15 protein-coding genes and 1 riboswitch are annotated in these 19,625 nt (G+C 41.7%); of the genes, 5 read left to right on the forward strand and 10 right to left on the reverse strand.

All coding sequences use genetic code 11. The features are described 5' to 3' along the window. Nucleotides 1-498 precede the first annotated feature (498 nt). From ACSSWA_RS04655 to ACSSWA_RS04670, 4 genes are all read right to left on the reverse strand, one after another. Entirely contained in the window at nt 499-1,074 is a 576-nt protein-coding gene (locus ACSSWA_RS04655; protein WP_014856204.1) for a hypothetical protein, read from the reverse strand. Between the two features lie 14 nt (nt 1,075-1,088). Continuing rightward, on the reverse strand, nt 1,089-2,195 hold the full coding sequence (locus ACSSWA_RS04660) for a hypothetical protein (RefSeq protein WP_014856203.1): 1,107 nt from the start codon (nt 2,193-2,195) through the stop codon (nt 1,089-1,091). 475 nt (nt 2,196-2,670) lie between these two features. Beyond that, nucleotides 2,671-3,009: a YkvA family protein gene (locus ACSSWA_RS04665; RefSeq protein ID WP_014856202.1), complete on the reverse strand. Its 339-nt coding sequence runs from the start codon at nt 3,007-3,009 to the stop codon at nt 2,671-2,673. A 12-nt stretch (nt 3,010-3,021) separates the two neighbouring features. After that, entirely contained in the window at nt 3,022-5,055 is a 2,034-nt protein-coding gene (locus tag ACSSWA_RS04670) for a prolyl oligopeptidase family serine peptidase (protein WP_437355405.1), read from the reverse strand. Nucleotides 5,056-5,238: 183 nt separating this feature from the next. On the opposite strand from ACSSWA_RS04670, the gene ACSSWA_RS04675 reads away from it, so the two are divergent. The 3 genes from ACSSWA_RS04675 (at nt 5,239) to ACSSWA_RS04685 (ending at nt 10,726) form a co-directional block, all read left to right on the forward strand. Next, nucleotides 5,239-5,523: a hypothetical protein gene (locus tag ACSSWA_RS04675; protein ID WP_014856200.1), complete on the forward strand. Its 285-nt coding sequence runs from the start codon at nt 5,239-5,241 to the stop codon at nt 5,521-5,523. A gap of 871 nt (nt 5,524-6,394) precedes the next feature. Beyond that, nucleotides 6,395-8,515, forward strand: coding sequence for a S46 family peptidase (locus ACSSWA_RS04680; protein ID WP_014856199.1), 2,121 nt, complete (start codon nt 6,395-6,397; stop codon nt 8,513-8,515). Nucleotides 8,516-8,599: 84 nt separating this feature from the next. Continuing rightward, nucleotides 8,600-10,726, forward strand: coding sequence for a S46 family peptidase (locus ACSSWA_RS04685; RefSeq protein WP_014856198.1), 2,127 nt, complete (start codon nt 8,600-8,602; stop codon nt 10,724-10,726). A gap of 262 nt (nt 10,727-10,988) precedes the next feature. On the opposite strand, the gene metX is transcribed toward ACSSWA_RS04685, so the two are convergent. From metX to thrA, 3 genes are all read right to left on the reverse strand, one after another. Continuing rightward, on the reverse strand, nt 10,989-12,113 hold the full coding sequence (metX, locus tag ACSSWA_RS04690; protein ID WP_437355406.1) for a homoserine O-acetyltransferase MetX: 1,125 nt from the start codon (nt 12,111-12,113) through the stop codon (nt 10,989-10,991). A 64-nt stretch (nt 12,114-12,177) separates the two neighbouring features. Beyond that, the gene (locus ACSSWA_RS04695; RefSeq protein WP_437355407.1) at nt 12,178-13,485 is read right to left on the reverse strand and encodes an O-acetylhomoserine aminocarboxypropyltransferase/cysteine synthase family protein; all 1,308 of its coding nucleotides are present in this window, start codon (nt 13,483-13,485) and stop codon (nt 12,178-12,180) included. 75 nt (nt 13,486-13,560) lie between these two features. Further along, nucleotides 13,561-13,677: riboswitch (SAM riboswitch) on the reverse strand. Nucleotides 13,678-13,745: 68 nt separating this feature from the next. After that, nucleotides 13,746-16,202, reverse strand: coding sequence for a bifunctional aspartate kinase/homoserine dehydrogenase I (thrA, locus tag ACSSWA_RS04700; protein WP_437355408.1), 2,457 nt, complete (start codon nt 16,200-16,202; stop codon nt 13,746-13,748). 120 nt (nt 16,203-16,322) lie between these two features. Here thrA and ACSSWA_RS04705 point away from each other — a divergent pair, with 120 nt between their 5' ends. Continuing rightward, entirely contained in the window at nt 16,323-16,520 is a 198-nt protein-coding gene (locus tag ACSSWA_RS04705) for a DUF1289 domain-containing protein (protein ID WP_041356431.1), read from the forward strand. Here ACSSWA_RS04705 and ACSSWA_RS04710 read toward each other — a convergent pair. Continuing rightward, nucleotides 16,507-17,559 carry a D-alanine--D-alanine ligase family protein gene (locus ACSSWA_RS04710; RefSeq protein ID WP_437355409.1) on the reverse strand — a complete coding sequence of 351 codons (1,053 nt, stop codon included), beginning with the start codon at nt 17,557-17,559 and terminating at the stop codon, nt 16,507-16,509. The genes ACSSWA_RS04705 and ACSSWA_RS04710 overlap by 14 nt on opposite strands. A 90-nt stretch (nt 17,560-17,649) precedes the next feature. Between ACSSWA_RS04710 and ACSSWA_RS04715 the strand changes: the two genes are divergently transcribed. Beyond that, nucleotides 17,650-18,486: a cysteine peptidase family C39 domain-containing protein gene (locus ACSSWA_RS04715; RefSeq protein WP_014856192.1), complete on the forward strand. Its 837-nt coding sequence runs from the start codon at nt 17,650-17,652 to the stop codon at nt 18,484-18,486. Here ACSSWA_RS04715 and ACSSWA_RS04720 read toward each other — a convergent pair. Continuing rightward, nucleotides 18,483-18,977, reverse strand: a complete 495-nt coding sequence (locus ACSSWA_RS04720; RefSeq protein WP_014856191.1) for a SixA phosphatase family protein — start codon at nt 18,975-18,977, stop codon at nt 18,483-18,485. The genes ACSSWA_RS04715 and ACSSWA_RS04720 overlap by 4 nt on opposite strands. Next, nucleotides 18,974-19,591: an HD domain-containing protein gene (locus tag ACSSWA_RS04725; protein ID WP_437355410.1), complete on the reverse strand. Its 618-nt coding sequence runs from the start codon at nt 19,589-19,591 to the stop codon at nt 18,974-18,976. Before ACSSWA_RS04725 ends, ACSSWA_RS04720 begins: the two co-directional genes overlap by 4 nt. Between the last annotated feature and the right edge of the window lie 34 nt (nt 19,592-19,625).

A 19,625-nucleotide genomic window follows, 5' to 3' on the forward strand; every position in this document is an offset into this window, starting at 1 on the left:
TACCTCACACCTGTAATAATTTATTCGTTCAAACTTATTAATTAATGGATGTCTTCTGATTTTCAAGCCCTCGAGAAAAGTCATTTTGGCCCTCTAATATTAAAATATTAAAATAACCTTTCCTTTGATATAAAAATATTAAATGGGGGGGGGGTATGTCAAGAAAAAAATTTTCTACTTTAAATTTTTTTTACGATAACTGACGAGTCCCTCTTTAACGGCGCAATTCATCATTTTTTACTTAAAGATTCTTCCGTCGTCCAGATTAAATCAGGATTCCCCCGGAACTATGCTATGCCGGATTATATAACACGCCCGCTCAATAACGCCGAATCCCGCAGAATGCCGGTTATGATTTATAACATGCGCCTTTTTAATAACTTTTATTCATAATAACTCATCAACTCGTGTCCCAAAAATTTTAACACGGCTGTTATTACTCCTAAGTAGTCGAAATAGACGATCAGGGTGCTTAACCTGATTTAAACAGCCATCAGATTACAATGGCAATTCAAAACCGAGACTAAACTTAACCAGCTTAGAAAGTCTATAGGATGCGGGTCCATTAAAGTCGCTTGTTTTATATTCACGATTAATTGGCACTTGATATTGAATTTCTGCTTTTAATAATTCTGAAAATTTTAATCCTGTTCCTAAGGTAACAAAAGGAATAATTACTTTCTTAATATGGAATTCTCTTATATAATTTTCTTTATTAAAATGGAGACCAAAGCCGGCTATGAAATAAGTTTTATTCTTAATATTTATATTAACCAATTCATTTATTTCAAAACCATTATATCTATCTTCATTTGTCCATAAATATCCGGCTACAGTGTTTGACGAAAATATTTCTGACAAATGATAAGTGTAGGATAAATAAAAACTGGTAAGATAAATTCCGGTTTCATCTTTTTGTTTGTATGCAAAAGCGCCTGTCCCTTCGGTTTTACTGAAGAATAAAAATGGTTCGATTTTAAATCCGAGAGAATGATTCTGAGGGTAGCAAGCTGTTGATAATAAAAAAGAGCAGAGAATAAGTCGGTATATTTTTTTAATGCTTATGATTATCATTATTTCCCTCTATTCTAATAATCAATTGTTCGGGTTTCCCGGGTAGGATATTTATTTATTAAAATCCATTCGTCACCTAATGAATAAGGATCGCAATCACAAGGATTCTGGTTGATACATTCATAGGTATAAATCCATTTTCTTTCAACTCTCTTTAACCAACCCCATTTCCAGGCATATAGAGCGAATGATGAAATATTATTATCAGAACTAATATCAGTATCGTCTTGATATTGATAAAGCCATATAGCTTTTAATCCTAAATTTTTTGCATGCCCAATTAAATCATCATATTGGCTCAAATCTTTATGAGCACCGATCCAAGTCATAGAAAATTTTTCCTCAAAAGCATTTTTAAAATCTGTCCATAATGGCCTTTGATCGGGATATATACAAAAGTAATCACCATCTACACAATATCTTGTACAAAAGATAATATCAATATAATCAATAATAAAGCTAGCCATGAGAGGAGTAGTTTCACCTGAAATAAATAATGAATTAGGATAATTTTGCTTAAACCATTGATAAGCTGTAGACATAGGATATTGCGCACCAGCGCCATGATTCGTAACCGGCTCGTCCGTATAGTATCCCCATAGTGCAGGTCTGGACTGTATATATTGGCTATATCCCCCACTGTAGACATCAATACCACCACCTAGCATATGATCTGGTAAATATCCTGCTGATAAACAATTATCATAGTAGCTTCCCAACGTTGTAAAAATATAATTAAATCCCCATTTTTCTTTTAATTCTTTTATTCTTTCCACATTACTCCATCTTTCTTCCGTCGGCCATATTCCTACTATCTTATCTGGTACAGGAATATATTTTTCAAATATCCAATAATCAACATCTTTAATGCATGAACTTTGAGCTAGAGGTTCTACTATAACAAAATTACCATTGTCATCTGGTATTCTCATTGTATCGACTTTTGTAGAATCATGGTAAGTGTTAGTATTCTTATTTTCTATTTTGTGCAACAACTTTTGTTCTTGCAAGTTTATCTGTTGAGTTGGTTGTTCATTCGTACAATTAGATAAAGTTAAAATAAAAGTTATAGTAAATATCAAAGAGATAACTTTTGAGGGAAAATAAATCATTCCTTTCATATACCCTCCATTTATTAATGTTAAAGAAATTATTATTCCTTATAAAAATCAAAAGTAGTAATCTTGTATGCATCCGTTTTGTGATTTTATAATAAAATAAGGTAGACCAATAATCGATTTGATCATATTGTCTTACTAATGGAATCCTTCTGATTTTCAAGCCCTCTAGAAAAGTCATTTCGGCCCTCTAATATTAAAATATTAAAATAACCTTTCCTTTGATATAAAAATATTAAATGGGGGGGGTATGTCAAGAAAAAAATTTTCTACTACAAATTTTTTTTACGATAATTGACGAGTCCCGCTTTAACGGCGCAATTCATCATTTTTTACTTAAAGATTCTTCTGTCGTCCCGGTTATATCAGGATTCTCACGGAACTATGCTATACCGGATTATATAACACCCCCGCTCAATAACGCCGAATCCCGCAGAATGCCGGTTATGATTTATAACATGCGCCTTTTTAATAACTTTTATTCATAATAACTCATCAACTCGTGTCCCAAAAATTTTAACACGGCTGTTATTACTCCTAGGTCGTCGAGATAGCCGATCAACGGAGCCAGGTCGGGAACCGTATCGATGGGCGAGATGAAATAGATCAACGCTCCCACCACGATCGACTTCCTGTACCACGAAACGTTCGGATCGGTCATGTATTTGTACAGCGCTTTAATGTCTTTTGCAAAACTAATTTTTTTGCCGACGCGCTCCAGTTTTTCCCACAATTTTTCTTCAACAACTTTTTCGCCTTCCGTTACTTTTTCCGGCGTATCGAATTCCTTTGTTATATCGTCAATTTCATAACTCATTTTATTCCCTCCTTATTTTTTATATTCGTCGAGCCAATCAAAGATTGTTTTCCACCACAATAGTGCATTCTGAGGTTTCGTTACAAAATGGTATTCGTCGGGGAAATAGAGAAATTTGCTCGGTACGCCTTTCCTTTGCAGAGTTGTAAATAGTTCGAACGCCTGTCCTTCCGGCACGCGGAAATCGTTTGCCCCGTGGATTACGAGGGTGGGAGTTTTAAATTTATCGGCATATCTGTGCGGCGACCAGAGTTCGTATAACGGTCTGTTCGTCCACGGTGTTCCTTTGAATTCCCATTCGGGGAACCACAGCTCTTCGGTCGTCCCGTACATGCTTTCCAGGTTGAAAACTCCGGCGTGACAAACAAGCGCGTTGAATCTGTCCGTATGCCCGAGGATCCAATTTATCATATAACCGCCGTACGAAGCTCCCGCTGCGAATGTATTTTTATAGTCGATGAATTTATAATTATCGAGCGCATAATCATAAGCGTTCATCAAATCGATATAAACTTTGCCGCCCCAGTCGCCTGAGATTTCATCGACGAATTTTTGTCCGTATCCTGTGCTGCCTCTCGGATTCGGCGCTACAACCACATAACCTCCGGCGGCGAACATCTGAAGATTCCAGCGATAATGAAAATCGTCCGACCAATGTCCCTGCGGTCCGCCGTGTATTAAAAACAACAGAGGATATTTTTTATTCGGGTCGAAGAAAGGCGGCTTTATTAATATCGATTGTACTTTGGCGCCTTCGGCTCCCTCGCTCCTGAAAGTCTCCGGCTCGTTGAACTCGATGCCGGCGAGCAATTCGCCGTTGATATCGGTTATTTTTCTTATGCCGCCGCCGTTGGTTTTAAGCGCGAATATTTCGTAGGGCATTGTGGTTTTCTGGCGTTTGAAGAAAATTTCTTCTCCGTCTTTCGAAATTATCATCGAATTGTTAACGCCGTCTTTTACGAACATCAAAAGATTTCCGTTCGAAACGTTAACACGATAAACAGAATTGTAAATTTCGTTGGCGGCGTCGAAATAGATATATTTTCCGTCGGGCGACCAGACAATCTGTCCCGCTGAAAGATCGATCTTTTCGGTAATATTGGTCAACGAACCCGAGGCTCTGTTATAAATCATTATGTTTTGTTTGTCGGCTTCGAAACCTGCGCGTTTCATCGATCTGAAAGCGATAAATTTTCCGTCCGGCGAATAGACCGGTTGATTATCGTTTCCCTGACTGACGGATATTTTTTTATACGGCGCCGGAGTTCCTTTTTTCACGTCTTCGACATTGATTACAAAAACGTCGTTGTTCGTGCTGATTGCCGGCATTTTATCCGTATTCATTACAAATGCGACTTCTTTGCCGTCTGGCGAAAACGTATAATCTTGAACGCTTCCAAGATCGACGGGCGGCACGTCGGATTTGCTGCCCTGTATCAAGTCATAATATTCGTTTTTGTCGAGGTCGTACAAAAAGAGGTGGCTCCTTTTTTCGCCCCGCCAGCGATTCCATGAACGGAACATCAATTCGGTAATCATCCTGGCTTTTACTTTGCTTTCCTCTTTTTGTTGATCTCTTTGTTCGTTGCAGTTCTGGTCGGGACAATCGGGATAGACTTCCGAAACAAACAAAATTTTCTTTCCGTCTTTCGACCAGACCATACCCGAAGCGCCGGTATAAATGTCTGTCAATTGCCTGTCGTTTCCGCCGTTTAAATCGCACAACCATATCTGACCTTTATATTCGTAAGCTATCGATTTGCCGTCGGGCGAGAACTTCGGAGCGCTCTCGTTTTCCGGCGTAGCTTTTAACGGACGCAAATTTGTGCCGTCGGAATTAACAAGATAAATATCCGTATTGCCTTTGTTTTGATTGATGTCGTAGGTCGTAACGTCGAATGCAATCAGCGAACCGTCGGGCGAAAGGTCGAAACTTCCGATTCGTTTCATCGCCCATAAATCTTCCGCGGTCATTGCTCTCTTTTGCGCCGTAACCGCAAGCGCCGTTATTGCCAATATTAATAATGTTCTTGCAACACTTTTCATGACGACTCCATTTTGTAATTTCACCGCTTTTAAATTATAAAAAGCCGGAAGGAAATGGAACAAGAAATTACATAATCGTTCGCTTTTTCTACCGATTTTATGCCGTGATAAATTTTGGCATAGATGTAATATTTTATTTGGAATATATTTGATGGAGCGATTAAAATTTCCGGATAAGACATATTGAAATTATTAATTGTATGCAACAATTCGGGCTGCGGCAGCGTTTTCCCGGCAGGATCAATCGAAGAAGCCGAAGCGCTTGGATTTATGTGTCCCGCCTGCAACAGTAAAACCGTTACGCATCATATAATCCAGTGCAGACATTGTTATTCGATAGTAAATTTTATTCCCGTTTACGAAGACGAAGAGCCTGTTATTTTCTACGTCAAAAAATGCAGCTTGTGCGGCGACGCAAAGGAAGAGCGCAATCTTTCCCCCTCTTTTTCGAAGGATATTTTTATTTAACCGCTCGAACGAAACCTGCAAACTTATCCTATACGACCAGATTCATTCAGAAGAGTTTGCTTTGCCCTATCCACGCAAAGACGAGATAATTGTTCATAATGTGCATCGTAGGGAACGCTTGTTGGCAAAGATTGTTTCCCGATATTTGTCATTATGATGAAAGTAGCTGCTCAGAGTGAATCACGCTTTTGGCGGGATGACGAAAAATCTGTCAGTTCTTTTTTATCAGCATGCATATCGTATTCAGAGATTCTTTGCCCGTTAAAACGGGGCTCAGAAAGACAGTGCGTCATATTATCTTCATTAGTTTTGGCGAACTCAGAAAAACTGTGTCCTTTGCGACCTTGGCGCTCAACTGTTTAATTTGAGTTTGCTTCACTCGCTCCGCTCGTTCGCAAAGACTTACTTATGTCCGTAATGTCATTACGAGACCCGCTTTAGCGGGACGAAGTAATCTCACACATTCATGTGAGTTTGCTTCGTCGCTCGCATAAAGCTCACTCCTCGCAAAGACGGGAGCGTACGGGAGTTCTGGCGCCTGCCTGCCGGTAGGCAGGTTCGTTGTTCGGGTGTGCGGGAGTGCTGGCGTTCTAAGTTCTTCGTTAAAAAACAGGTTCATCTTAAACGCCAGAAACAATCGAATATTATACATCAACCAAGAATTACTAATCCCTAACCCCTGATCCCTAATCCCTAAGCACACACCTAACCTTGAACTCCCAAACGACGAACGTTGAACTCCCTAACCCCTAATCCCCGATCCCTAACCCCTATTCCCTAACTCAATTCCAAACTTTATCATTTCATCTTTGGTTATAAATATTAACTGTCTTATTTTTTGATAACAGCAATAATAAATTTGGGTGAACCGATGAAAAAATTTATCAATCGAATATTTTTACTAATTACATTTACCGCATTTGCTTTCAATATTAACGCGCAAATCGACCTCGACACAGTAAAGTCACAGAAATTCGACACTGGTAAAATGTGGTCGTTCGACTATCCTCCCGTGGAACATTTCAAAGAAGCCTACGGACTCGAAACAAACGAAGAGTGGTTTGAAGACGTACGACTTTCGGCGCTGAGACTGCCCGGCTGTACGGCGTCGTTCGTGTCAGCCGACGGTTTAATCATGACAAATCATCACTGCGCACGCCGGGTACTGGAAGAATTGTCGACTAAAGAAAAAGATTTAATTGCCGACGGCTTTTTTGCGGAAACCCTGGAAGACGAAATTAGAATTCCGAATTACTACGCCGATCAGTTGGTTTTCATTAAAGACGTTACCGAAGAAGTTCAAGCCGCTGCGGAAACAGGCGAAACCGCCGATGAAAAAGCAAAGAACAAAGAAGAAAAAATCAAAGAACTGACTGAAAACCTCGAAAAGGAAACCGGTTTGAGAGCTCAGGTGGTATCGCTTTTCAACGGCGCCAAATTTTCTCTCTACGGTTACAAACGCTATGACGACATTCGACTGGTTTTCGCGCCCGAAATGCAAATTGCATATTTCGGGGGCGACTTCGATAATTTTACATATCCCCGTTACAATCTCGACTTTACGCTCTACCGCGCTTACGAAAACGGCAAGCCCGTTCAACCGGAGCATTTCTTCAAATTCACTCTAAACGGCATCGATCCGAACGAACCGATCTTTACCGTCGGCAATCCGGGTTCCACGCAGCGCCTCAAAACGGTAGCCCAGCTCGAATATATCCGCGACGTAGTTTACAGAGGATACGCTTTCGTTTACGACACTTACTACAATGAACTCGAAAAACTGAAAACCGTCGCGCCCGAAAGAGCCGAAGAATTCGAAGATATCCGCGTTAACATAGGCAACGCTCAAAAAGTCATTACTTCAATTTACAAAGGTCTTTCCGATCCCTATTTGATGGCACGCAAAAAGGACTTCCAGAGAAAACTTCAGGAAGCTGTATGGAACAATCCCGAACTGAAAGAAAAATACGGAACTATCTGGGAAAACATCGAAAAGACTCAAACAGAATTGCGTCAATACGGCCCGAAAATTATGGCTTATACGATAAACCGCCGTTTTACGCCTCAATATTTTTCGATAGCGCAAAAACTCGTTGATTTTGCCAACGAGCTTCAAAAGCCGGAAGAAGAAAGACTGCCCGATTATAAAGGCGACAAACTTGATTCTACGATTCAAAGTCTTTATCCGGAAGAATTGGATAATCTGATCGAGAATACCAAACTTGCCGTTTGGGCTGATTTTATGAGAATGCAATTGGGCGACGACGACAATTACATCCGCAGTCTTTTCGGAAACAATAAAGGCAAAGACGCCGCCGAATATTTGTTGAAAAACTCAATTATCGACGACAGAGATAAAGTTATCGAGCTTGCCAAAGAAGGCGCCGATGCAATCCTCAATTCCGGCGACCCGTTAATCGTCTTTATTAAAGAGAGCCAGGAACAACTGAAAGACTTGAGAGAAAAAGCGGAAGAAATTTCCAACACGACGGAAATTTACGACGATATGCTCGGGCAGGTAATCTTCAAAATTTACGGCACATCGATTCCGCCCGACGCAAATTTTACGCTAAGAATAAGCGACGGCAAACTTGCAAGCTTCGATTATAACGGCACAAAAGCTCCTCTCTTTACAACGTTTTACGGATTGTACGACAGATGGTACTCGTTCAACAAAGAATATCCGTGGAGCCTGCACGAAATATGGACGCATTTGCCCGACGATTTCGATATGTCGACTCCTTTGAATTTCATTTCGACCAATGACATAGTAGGCGGCAATTCGGGCAGCGCCATCATTAACAAAAACAAAGAAGTTGTAGGTCTAGCTTTCGACGGCAATATGGACAGTATTGTAGGCAACTTCATTTATATGCCGCATAACAACAGATGCGTTGCGGTCGATGTTAGAGCAATAGTTCATTCAATCGACAAAGTCTATAAAGCCAAAAGAATAGCCGACGAATTGAAAGCCGGCAAAATAGTAGATTAATAAAGAATTATAATTTATATTTATCTGCCCGGAGCGTAAAAACTTCGGGCAGTTTTATTTTAAAAATACTTCCGGGGTAAAGTCATGAAGATAAAATTAAGCTTCGTTTTGTTTTTTATTCTTTCCGTTTCAATAAAACCGCAGTCGATCTACGAGCCGGTCGATTTAAACAAAGTGGAATCCTCTCTCGAAGAGATGGGTAAAATGTGGACGTTCGACGCGGTCCCGGTCGATTATTTCGAATCGGAATACGGATTTAAACCGGACGGAGAATGGATTGAAGACGTAATGAAATCCGCGCTTCAGTTTGGCAACGGCTGCTCCGGCGCATTCGTATCGGAAGACGGATTGATAATGACGAACCATCATTGCGCGCGCGGATATCTGACGCGGCTGTCGCCCGAAGGAAAAGATTATTTACGCGACGGTTATTATGCCGAAACCCCGAAAGACGAATTGAAAATCGACGGCTTGTTCGTCGATCAATTGACAGCTGTTTATAACGTTACCGACGAAATTATCGGCGCGATGAATCAGGGCGCAAACGACAGTATTAAAATCGAAATTAAAAAGAATAAAATCGCCGAACTCGAAAAGAAATACTCCGAAGAGACTGGACTGCTTTGTAAAGTAGTCGAACTCTATCACGGCGGCAAATATTCGCTCTATGCTTACAAAAGATATAACGACATACGTCTTGTAATGTCGCCCGATTTTCAGATTGCATCTACCGGCTGGGACTGGGATAATTTCACTTATCCCCGTTACGAGCTCGACTTTATGTTTTTGAGAGCTTATGAAAAAGACAAACCGGTAAAGTCGAAAAACTTTTTCCGTTTCAGTAAAAGAGGAGCCGGAGAAAACGAACCCGTTTTTGTAATAGGCAGACCCGGCAGCACCCGACGTTTATTGCCCGTTTCGCGTTTGACGTTTTTACGCGACAAAGTTTATCCTTACTATCTGTCGATGTTCAATGAAGTTTACAAAGTTTATTACGACCTTTTCCGGACGAGACCCGAAGAACAGTCCTCGCTGCTTAACGCCGTTATGAGCTGGGGCAATGCGAGAAAATCGTACGCAGGCAGACTCCTGGCTCTCAAAGATCCGTTAATAATGAAAAAGAAAGAAGATTTCGAAAGGAAATTTAAAAGCGCCGTTATAAATAATGCGGAACTCAATAATAAATACGGGCATGTTTGGGATGCTATAGAAAAACTTACAAACGAGCAATATAAATACGCCGACGAACTTGCCGCTTTTACAATTTATCCTTTTATCAAATCCGTTTATTTCGAAATGGCGGAAAAAGTTATTACGTACGCCGAACAGATGAAATTACCCGAAGAAGAGAGACTGCCTGAATACAGGAACGAAAAACCGGAAGATATCCTCCGGAAAATTTATCCGCAAAATATCGATACGCTTTTACAGAGAAAACTCGTAAAAGCGCACATCAATTATGTAACGGGCATTCTCGAAAACAACCACCCGTTAACGCTCAAGATTTATAAAGGTAAACCGGGCGACGAAGCTCTGGCGCATGTAATGTCGACGACGTTTTTCAAAGACAAAACAGCATACGAAAAACTGGTTTCCCTTACGCCCGATGAAATTCTTTCTTCGAACGATCCGTTTATATCGTTCATAATAAATACGCGCGATAAGCTTTCTGCATTAAGACGAAAGGTAAACGAAATCGACACTTCGTTGGAAGTACTGCTCGGTCAATTAGGCAGAGCCGCATATGAAGTTTACGGAGATCGCATACCGCCCGACGCGACTCTCACGCTAAGAATTACCGACGGCAGAATCAAAGGATATGAATACAACGGCACAATAGCTCCTCCCAAAACCACATTCTTCGGCATTTACGACAGATGGAACTCATTTGGAAGAAAAGATTATCCGTGGGGTCTGCACGAAAGATGGCGCACAATTCCCGACAGTCTGGACCTTGCCATACCCGTAGGATTCGCGTCCACTAATGATATTGTCGGCGGTAATTCGGGAAGCTCCGTTATCAATATTAACAGGGAAGTCGTAGGTCTGGTGCACGACGGCAATCTGGAAAGCCTGGCGGGAGATTTCATTTTCCTCGAGTCGAACAACAGAGCGGTGGCTACGGATTCATGGGGTTTAATGGAATCTCTTAAATACGTATTTAAGACCAAACGATTAATCAAAGAACTCGAAACGGGAACTGCGGAGTAAAGGGTACTTCGTATTGGGGTTCAGGGTTTGGGAGTTCAACGTTCTTAGTTTTTGAGTTCTTTGTTTGGAAGTTCGTGGTTTTGGAGTTATTTGTTTGACATTCAAATTTATACAACAAAGAACGCCAGCACACCCCACTTCAACGCTCCGAACGCCTGCACTCCTGCACACCTGACCTTCAGCACGCCCGATTTTTGCGTTTCCATACGGTTTTATAAACATTATAAGAATTAGATGAAATACTTTGAATAAATAATCCGTTTCAAATATGTTTTGATAAAAAGCCGCCGATGATTTTTTCGAGTTGTTCGAATTCTATCAAAAACGAATCATGACCGTGTATCGAACTGATTTCTGCATATTCGGAATTCGGCAACATACCTGCAATTTGCTTTTGTTCTTCGGCGGGATAAAGCGCGTCCGTGTTTATTCCGATACAGAGCGCCGGTATATCGATTGACGCAAGAGCTTTTTCAATGCCGCCCCTGCCTTCTCCTACGTCGTGAGAATCCATTGCCCATGTAATGTATAAATATGCGTTTGCGTCGAAACGTTTTACAAGCTTTTCCCCCTGATAGTCGAGGTAACTTTGAATCTGAAATTTATCGCCGGTCGAATCGACTTTCTCGCGTCCGAATTTTTTTTCGAATGAAATCATCGATCGGTAGCTTATCATTGCAATTTTACGCGCGTTCGAAAGTCCCGCATAAGGCTGTTCTTTATAATTACCGTTATTCCACGACGGATCGATTGTAATTGAATTACGCGCTACTTCGTTGAGAGCTATTGCCCATGCAGAATGTCCCGCCGAAGTGGCTATCGGAACTATGCTGTCGGCAAATCCTGGATACATTAATGGCAGTTCCAAAGTTTGCATACCGCCGAGCGAACCGCCTGTAGCCACTTTTATTTTTTTTATTCCCAGATAATCGGCGAGTCGCTTCTGAACTTTTACCATATCCCTTACGGTAACTTTCGGAAAGTTCAGTCCGTATTTTTTGTTTGTTTCGGGATTTATATCCGCCGGACCCGTTGTACCGTAGCAGCTTCCCAGGAAATTACTGCATACTACAAAATATTTATTTGTATCGAACAACTTGCCGGGGCCTATTAGCGGATCCCACCAACCGGCTTTGCTGAGGAACATTTTATTGTACTTAAAAAGGAATTCATACGATTTGGAATTCTCAACTTCCTCGTCGGTTATAATTCCCGCCGCATGGGAATTGCCTGTCAAAGCGTGGTATATCCAGATTGCATTATCGCCCGACTTATTGAGCGAGCCGTAAGTTTGATACGCTACGTTGATATTTTTTAACTGCGCGCCCGACTGAAGCTTTAAGGGCTCGTCGACGTAGAGTTTAATGTATTTTGTTTTTGCAGTCATATAATCAGAATCCGTTTGAAAAAACGCGGCTGCCGTCAATAAAGCGGCAGCCTCAAAGTTTAATTTATTTTACGGCTTTCGACAATGCCTGGTCGAAATCCTCGATGATGTCGTCTATATGTTCAAGTCCGACGGAAACGCGGATCATATCCTCCGTAACGCCGGCAGTCTTTTGTTCTTCTTCGGAAAGCTGCTGATGCGTAGTCGACGCCGGATGTATAACCAGAGTTTTAGCGTCGCCCACATTTGCCAACAAACTCGACAGTTCGACGCTGTCGATGAATTTTTTACCGGCTTCAAGTCCGCCTTTAATTCCAAAGACGACCATAGAGCCGAACAAATTATGATTAAGATATTTTTTTGCATTCTCGTGATAAGGACTGTCTTCAAATCCCGGGTACCATACCCACGAAACGCGGGAATCGTTCCTGAGCCATTGAGCAAGTTTAAATGCGTTTTGTGAGTGGCGTTCGATTCTTAACGAAAGAGTTTCCAGACCCTGCAACAGCAAGAATGAATTAAAAGGACTGAGACACGGACCGAAATCCCTCAAGCCTTCCACTCGCGCCCTTATAATAAACGCAATATTTCCGAACGGAGAATCTTTGCCGAATACTTCCCAGAATTTCAATCCGTGATATCCGGGGCTAGGTTCAGTGAATACGGGAAATTTTCCGTTGCCCCAATCGAATCTGCCCGAATCGACTATTACTCCGCCTATCGACGTGCCGTGCCCGCCAATCCATTTAGTAGCCGACGCTACTACAATATCCGCTCCGTGGTCAATCGGAGTCGAAAGATAACCGGCGGCTCCGAATGTGTTGTCGACAATCAACGGAATATTATGGGAATGAGCCAGGTCGGCAAGCGCTTTGATGTCGGGGACATTCAATCGCGGATTGCCGATGGTTTCGATATAGAGCGCTTTTGTCTTTTCGTCGATTGCTTTTTCGAATTCTGCCGGCTCGTCGGAATTTACGAACTTAAAATTAATCCCGAGACGCGGCAATGTAACTTTGAAGAGATTGTATGTCCCTCCGTATAAAAAGCTTGTGGTTACGATATTATCGCCGGCTTGAGCCAGGTTTGTAATCGCTAGCGTTTCAGCCGCCTGACCGGAAGAAGTTGCCAATGCCGCAACGCCGTTTTCGAGAGCGGCTATTCTTTGTTCGAAAACGTCCGTAGTCGGATTCATTATACGGGTGTAAATATTGCCGAACTCTTTCAAAGCAAAAAGATTTGCGGCGTGTTCCGAATCGTTGAAAAGATAAGAAGTTGTTTGATATATTGGAACGGCACGCGCATTGGTAGCCTTGTCGGGCGACTGACCTGCGTGCAGTTGTAATGTTTCATAACGATATTTCTTGCTCATATGTTCTCCTGCTGATTTTAGATAAAAAAAAACCTCTTCGGGAAGATTCCGGAAGAGGTTCGATTAAAAAACTCTTTCTTATCTTCCCCGCAACATTAAAGTTGGGGCAGGAATTAGCACCTTTCCCTCTTAAAGACGGGATGGTTGCCAAGGCGTCATCGGGCCTGTTCCCTCGACCTTTCTTGATAAGACAACAAATGTTAAGAACAATTAATTGGGTGCAAATATAATTTATTATTCGATTGCAGTCAAGAAAAAAATTATTTTATGGTGTATTTGGAAATTTTCAAAACGTCGGAAAGAATTCCGGCGGCGGCTGCTGCCGGACCTCCGCCGTGTCCTTTAATAATCAATGGATGCTCGTAATGAAATCTCGTTCTGAACGCTACAATCTTTTCTTTTGAACTCAATCCGTAAAAAGGATGCGTCTTATCGATTAGTTCAAGACCTACCGCGCTCTTGCCCCGGTCGTACCTTGCCATATATATTAATTCTTTTCCCGCTTTTATTGCCCGGTCTCTTAATTTGTCAAAATGACTATCGTACTTTTTAATGTGTTCCGCTATGAAAGAATGCGCTCCTTTCGGCGGCAGCTTCAAAAGCGGTTTTATATCTATGTCGTTCAGTTCGTATTCTTTGCCTGTTTCCCTGATTAATATCAACAATTTCTTTGCCACGTCTTCTCCGGAAAAGTCGACCCGAGGATTCGGTTCGGTAAAGCCGCTTTTGATTGCGTTTAATATTATTTCGCTCATCTTCATGCCGGCGTTCATAAATTCTTTCAAAATAAAATTCATCGTACTCGAAAACATGCCTTCGATAGCGATAATTTCGTCGCCGCTTTCAATCAAATTTCTTATAACGTCTATAGTAGGCAATCCGACGCCCACGGTTGTGGAATATCTGAATTCGGAATTGTATTTATGCGCCGTCTCAATAAGATTTTTATATTCTTTGTACGGTGCCGAGTTTGCAGTTTTATTCGGAGTTACGATCGATATTGCGGAGGATAATACTTCATTATAATAAGGCACGAATAAATCGCCCGAGGTCGCGTCGATAAAAATTGAATTAGAAAGGTTGAGTTCTTTCATTCTTTCGATGAATTTTCTGACGTTCGATTTTTGACCCGATTTTTTTAATAATTCTTTCCAGTTCGACAGATCGATTCCTTCCTCATCAAAGAGCATCTTTTTGCTGTCGGCTAGCCCCACGAAACGCAAGTTAATCGACATATTGTTTATTATGTTTTCATGTTGCTTTACGATCAAATCGATAAATTTGGAACCCACGTTGCCGGGTCCCGCAAGAAAGACATTTATATTTTTTTGTTCCGAGATAAAGAGAGATTCGTGCAGTACGTTGAGAGCTTTTTTGAGTTGCTCTTTCCTAATTACCATTGTAAGATTCAACTGCGACGAGCCCTGCGCTATGGCAATCGTATTGATTCCGTTCTTCCCGAGCGCAAAAAGAACTTTACCCGAAACGCCCGGAGTATTCAAAAGGTCCTCGCCGACAACGGCAATCATGGACAGATTTTCGATCACTTCCACTTTTTTCAACTGCTTTTCATAAATCTCGAGTTTAAGTTCGTTTTCGATCGCCTTTTTTGCCAGTTTGCTTACCGACGGCATAACGGCTATACAAATCGTATGACCGGAGGAGCCCTGCGTAATCATCAGTACGTTAATTTTAGCCGAGGCGAGAGCGCCGAATATACGCGACGATATTCCTTCGATTCCAATCAAGCCGCTGCCTTCAACCTGCAGCAGATGTATATCGTCGATCGAAGAAATTCCTTTCATATTGAATTGTATCTGAGGTTCGCGCGGCAGTATCAGCGTTCCTCTGAAAGACGGATTGAACGTGTTCTTGATGCGTATTTTAATTTGTTTTTGCAAAGCCGGAAGCATGGTTGGAGAATAAATTACTTTAGCGCCGAAGTGCGACATTTCCATAGCCTCTTCGTAAGTGACGGCTCTTAAGGGGAAAGCGTTTCGAACCTTGCGCGGATCCGCCGTCATTATGCCGTTTACGTCCGTCCATATTTCAATTTCATCTGCGTCTAACGCGGCTCCGATAATAGAAGCCGTATAATCCGAGCCGCCTCTGCCAAGCGTCGTCGTAATTCCTTCGACAGTCGACGCTATGAAGCCGGTTACGATCGGAACTTCTTTCGATTTTTTAAAGCGTTCTTTTATCAGGCTGTTTGTTGTTTCAAAATTAACTTTTGCGTTTCCGAATTGTTCGTCCGTCTTAATTAATTCCCTGGCGTCGACAAAGCTTGCTTCAATCTTGCGGGATTTTAAAGTTTCGGCAATAATAAAACAGGAGAGCCTTTCGCCGTAACTCATAATTTCGTCGAGCGTTTTAGGAGTAAGTTCGCCGATTGTATAAAGACTCTTGAATATTTCGTAGAGTTCGGCAAATCTCTGTTTAAGATAATCGTTAGTTTTAGTTCTTTTGTCGGCAGGTATTAATCTGCTCGCCGTGGTAAGATGCTTGCCTTTAATTTTAACAAAACTTTCCCTGTATCCTTCGTCTTTCCCGCTTGCTCTTATTGCCGTTTCGATAAGCGCGTCGGTAACTCCCGACATTGCGGAACATACAACAATTATTTTTTCTTTTCTCTTTATATACGATTCGATTATATCGGTAACGCTTTTAATATTTTTATAATCGCCAACGGAAGTGCCGCCGAATTTTAACACCTTCATTTTCACAACCTTTTTAGATTAACTTCTGCAACTATAATACAGCAAAGTTTTATATACAAGTTTACCCCGGAAATTTTTACGACATGGAACTTTAAATTGCCGCATAACATTATTAATGTCATGGATAAAAGAAACACGGATTCCCCGTGCAACAACATTTGCAGAATGGACGAGGAAAACAGATACTGCGCCGGATGTTTCAGAACTTTAGACGAGATTGCGCACTGGCAGTCGATGACCGATAGTCAGAAAAAAAGAGTTTACATGTTAATAGAAGAACGCAGAAATTCATCCGGTAAAAAGTCTACTTCCCGTTAGAGCCGCGCTTACGCATGTAAGCAAAATCGACTATCATTTTAAGAGCGCGGCTGTAAGAATATCCTGCGGTTCTTGCAGAGCGCATAAATCCGGCGTCCTGCTGCAAATCGGGATTCGGATTGACTTCGAGCACGTACAGCTTTTTGTCTTCCGACAATCGCATATCGACGCGCGCATAATCCCTGCAGCCGACTGCTTTAACCGCTTTGAGCGCAATCTCTTCGGCTTCTTTTCGGACTTTCTTACTCAAAGGCGCAGGACATTTCGGAATTGTTTTATGATAGGCGACGTGGTACGGATCCCATTTTGCCTGATAACTGACAATCGGATGAAGATCGTCGGGCAGTTTCGAAAAGTCGATTTCGCTTATCGGCAATACTTCCGGCTCTTTATCCCCGAAAACAGCCACATTGAGCTCCCTGCCTACAATAAACTCTTCGACCAATGCAGGCTGCGCAAAATATTCGAGCACGTATTTTACTCTTTTTTTTAGCGCATCAACATTATAAACAATCGATTCTTCTTCGATGCCGACACTTGCGTCTTCCAACGCGGGCTTAACTATAAGAGGATAATTCAAATTGATTCTGAAGGGTTTATTCAAGGATTTAACGAGACGGTAATTGGGCGTCCGTATACCTATCGAACTCAGTATCCTTTTTGTAAGGATTTTACTCTGGCACGTTCCGAGGGCAAGCGGCGGCGCTCCCGTATACGGAATATCGAGAAGTTCGAGCAAGCCTGCAAAGTTCATCTCCTGTATGGCTACGTCTTTGTATAATTCCATCAAATTAAAAACCACATCCGGCTTGTTTTTCTCGATATCGTCGAAGAAAAGTTGCAGGTTGTCCATTATGTTAAGAGTATAAGCGTCGTAACCGGCTCTTCTCAATGCTTTTGCCATCACTTCGTATTCGTCGATCGGATTTGAATTCTCAAGGTCAAAGTAGGGTTTGAAGTCGAGGTCTTCTTCGGAAATTTCAGGCGCCTGTTCGTAAATTTCCGGGTCTGATTCGTTGTAAACGATAAGAACTTTCATAAAACAGAATTTTTTATTTATAAAGTATAAAAAAAATAAAAAGCATACTAAACTTTTTATTATTTTTGACCCGAACTATAAAGGCCTTTGATGAGCTTTTATCCTCAACCGAACAAATATCAATGCGGACCGTTTGCGTTGAAATACGCGCTGGTGATGCTCGGCGTATTTAAAGACGAAGATCAAATCGGAATAATTGCTGGAAGCACCTGGTGGGCGGGAACAGATGAATTCGGCCTGGCGAGAGCGGCGCGCCGCTTTAACTGCAGAATGAAACATTTTCAGTCGAGCAATCCCGGCGACGCCCGGAAATTATTGATTAAAAACCTGCAAAAAGGATATCCCTGCATTTTGAGCGTCAATAATTGGGAACACTGGAATACCGTCGTAAGCTATTCGAAAGGCAAGTTCGTCGTAATCGACAGCGAATTAGACAAAGTCGTTAGCGTTGTAAGCGCAACGCAACTTTTACGCAATTGGAAATATTCCGATAAGAAAGCAGGCATTGTAAGCTACGACGGATACGCCATAGCGCCGAAGTTCAAAGTTCATACGCGCGCCAAGTTTACTCCGCGAAAAGCCATTCAATTGATGTACGAAAAAAACGAGGACCTCGCTCGCAAATGGGATCAATACACCAACGATTTGATAAACATCTGCAAGCCGAGGACAAAACTCAGCTATAACATCATTACATTCAACGAATTTCTTCGAAGAAATCAGAACCATCTGGTAAAGCGCGTGGCGATGTGGCACGGCGAACCGACATATTCCGAGTTAAAAAAGATTTTAAGCAATATGAAATTCGTGGCTGAAGTTTACGACCTCGTAGTTCCTATTGACGAGGAAAAACGCGCCGTTACAGATATCGCCTCTATATTGATGATGTATGCCTGCGGCAAGTACGGAATGACCCCTATTTATTAAAAATATTTTTTAGGGTATTCAAACAAAAACGTTTTCCCTTTTCCGCGTTCAATATTTTTCCACGAATCGACATTAAGTCCTATTCCCACAATCGAACATGTAGGCATATTATCTAAATATTCCGAGCCCAATAAATTCGCAAAATTTGTCAATCCGGGATTATGCCCGAACAGAAATACCGATTCGAAGCGGTCGTCAATATCTTCAACTACCAAACTCAATTCTCTCATTCCGGCTTCGTATATTCTGTCTTCTACTATAATGTCTTCTTCATTTTTGCCGTATATGGATGCAAAGACGAGAGCCGTGTCGAAGGCTCTCTTTGCGGGGCTCGAAATAATCAGGTCGGGCTCTATTCCTTTTTCCTTAATTAATCGAGCCATAAACGGAGCGTCCCTTTCGCCTCTTTTATTGAGAGGCCTTTCCATATCGGTTAAACCCGGATTGTCCCAACTCGATTTGGCATGTCTTATCAGGAATAATTTTTTCATGTATTATCCTTAGCGTTGTCCAGAAGCGCGAGTTGTTTTTTCAATCGTTCAATATTTTTCTCTTTCAGAGCGCCGTACTTTCGATTCGAATATTCCGTAAAGAAGCGATGCTTTGAAAAGAAGTCGATGCTTTTTTCGAGCCATTCTTTTTCCGAAAGTTCTTTACCGAAATAAATTTCGTATTCCTGACGGAAGAGGTTATTGCGCACTTCGAAATCCTCCCGGCCGATATGAGCCAGGTCGGCGTCGCAAATAACTTTTTCGAGTAACGTGTCCGGATTTTGAGGAACGCGCGTTGCCATAATACACTTAACGACTTCGTATATTTTGTCGGGCGGATAATTTTCTACATTTAAAAATCCGCGCGCATAATTAGCGCTCACTTCTTCGTGACCTTCCGATTGAACGCAATAACCCGTGTCGTGAAACCAAGCCGCCAGCGTAACAATTTCGAGTTCTTCCTCGTTTAAACCTTCGCCCGCGCCTATTTCCTTAACCTTGTCGACAACTTCGAGCGTATGGTCGATATTATGGTAGACGTTATCTTTGTTTCGAAGCGCCTCGAAAAGTCCTTCAACATACCGGCGCGCTTTATTTAGGATCTGGTTATCCATACGGTTCTAATGATTAGCGTAAAGATAATAAAAA

Origin of the sequence: Melioribacter sp. Ez-97 (assembly GCF_051488665.1) — a bacterium.
Taxonomy (GTDB): Bacteria; Bacteroidota; Ignavibacteria; order Ignavibacteriales; family Melioribacteraceae; genus Melioribacter.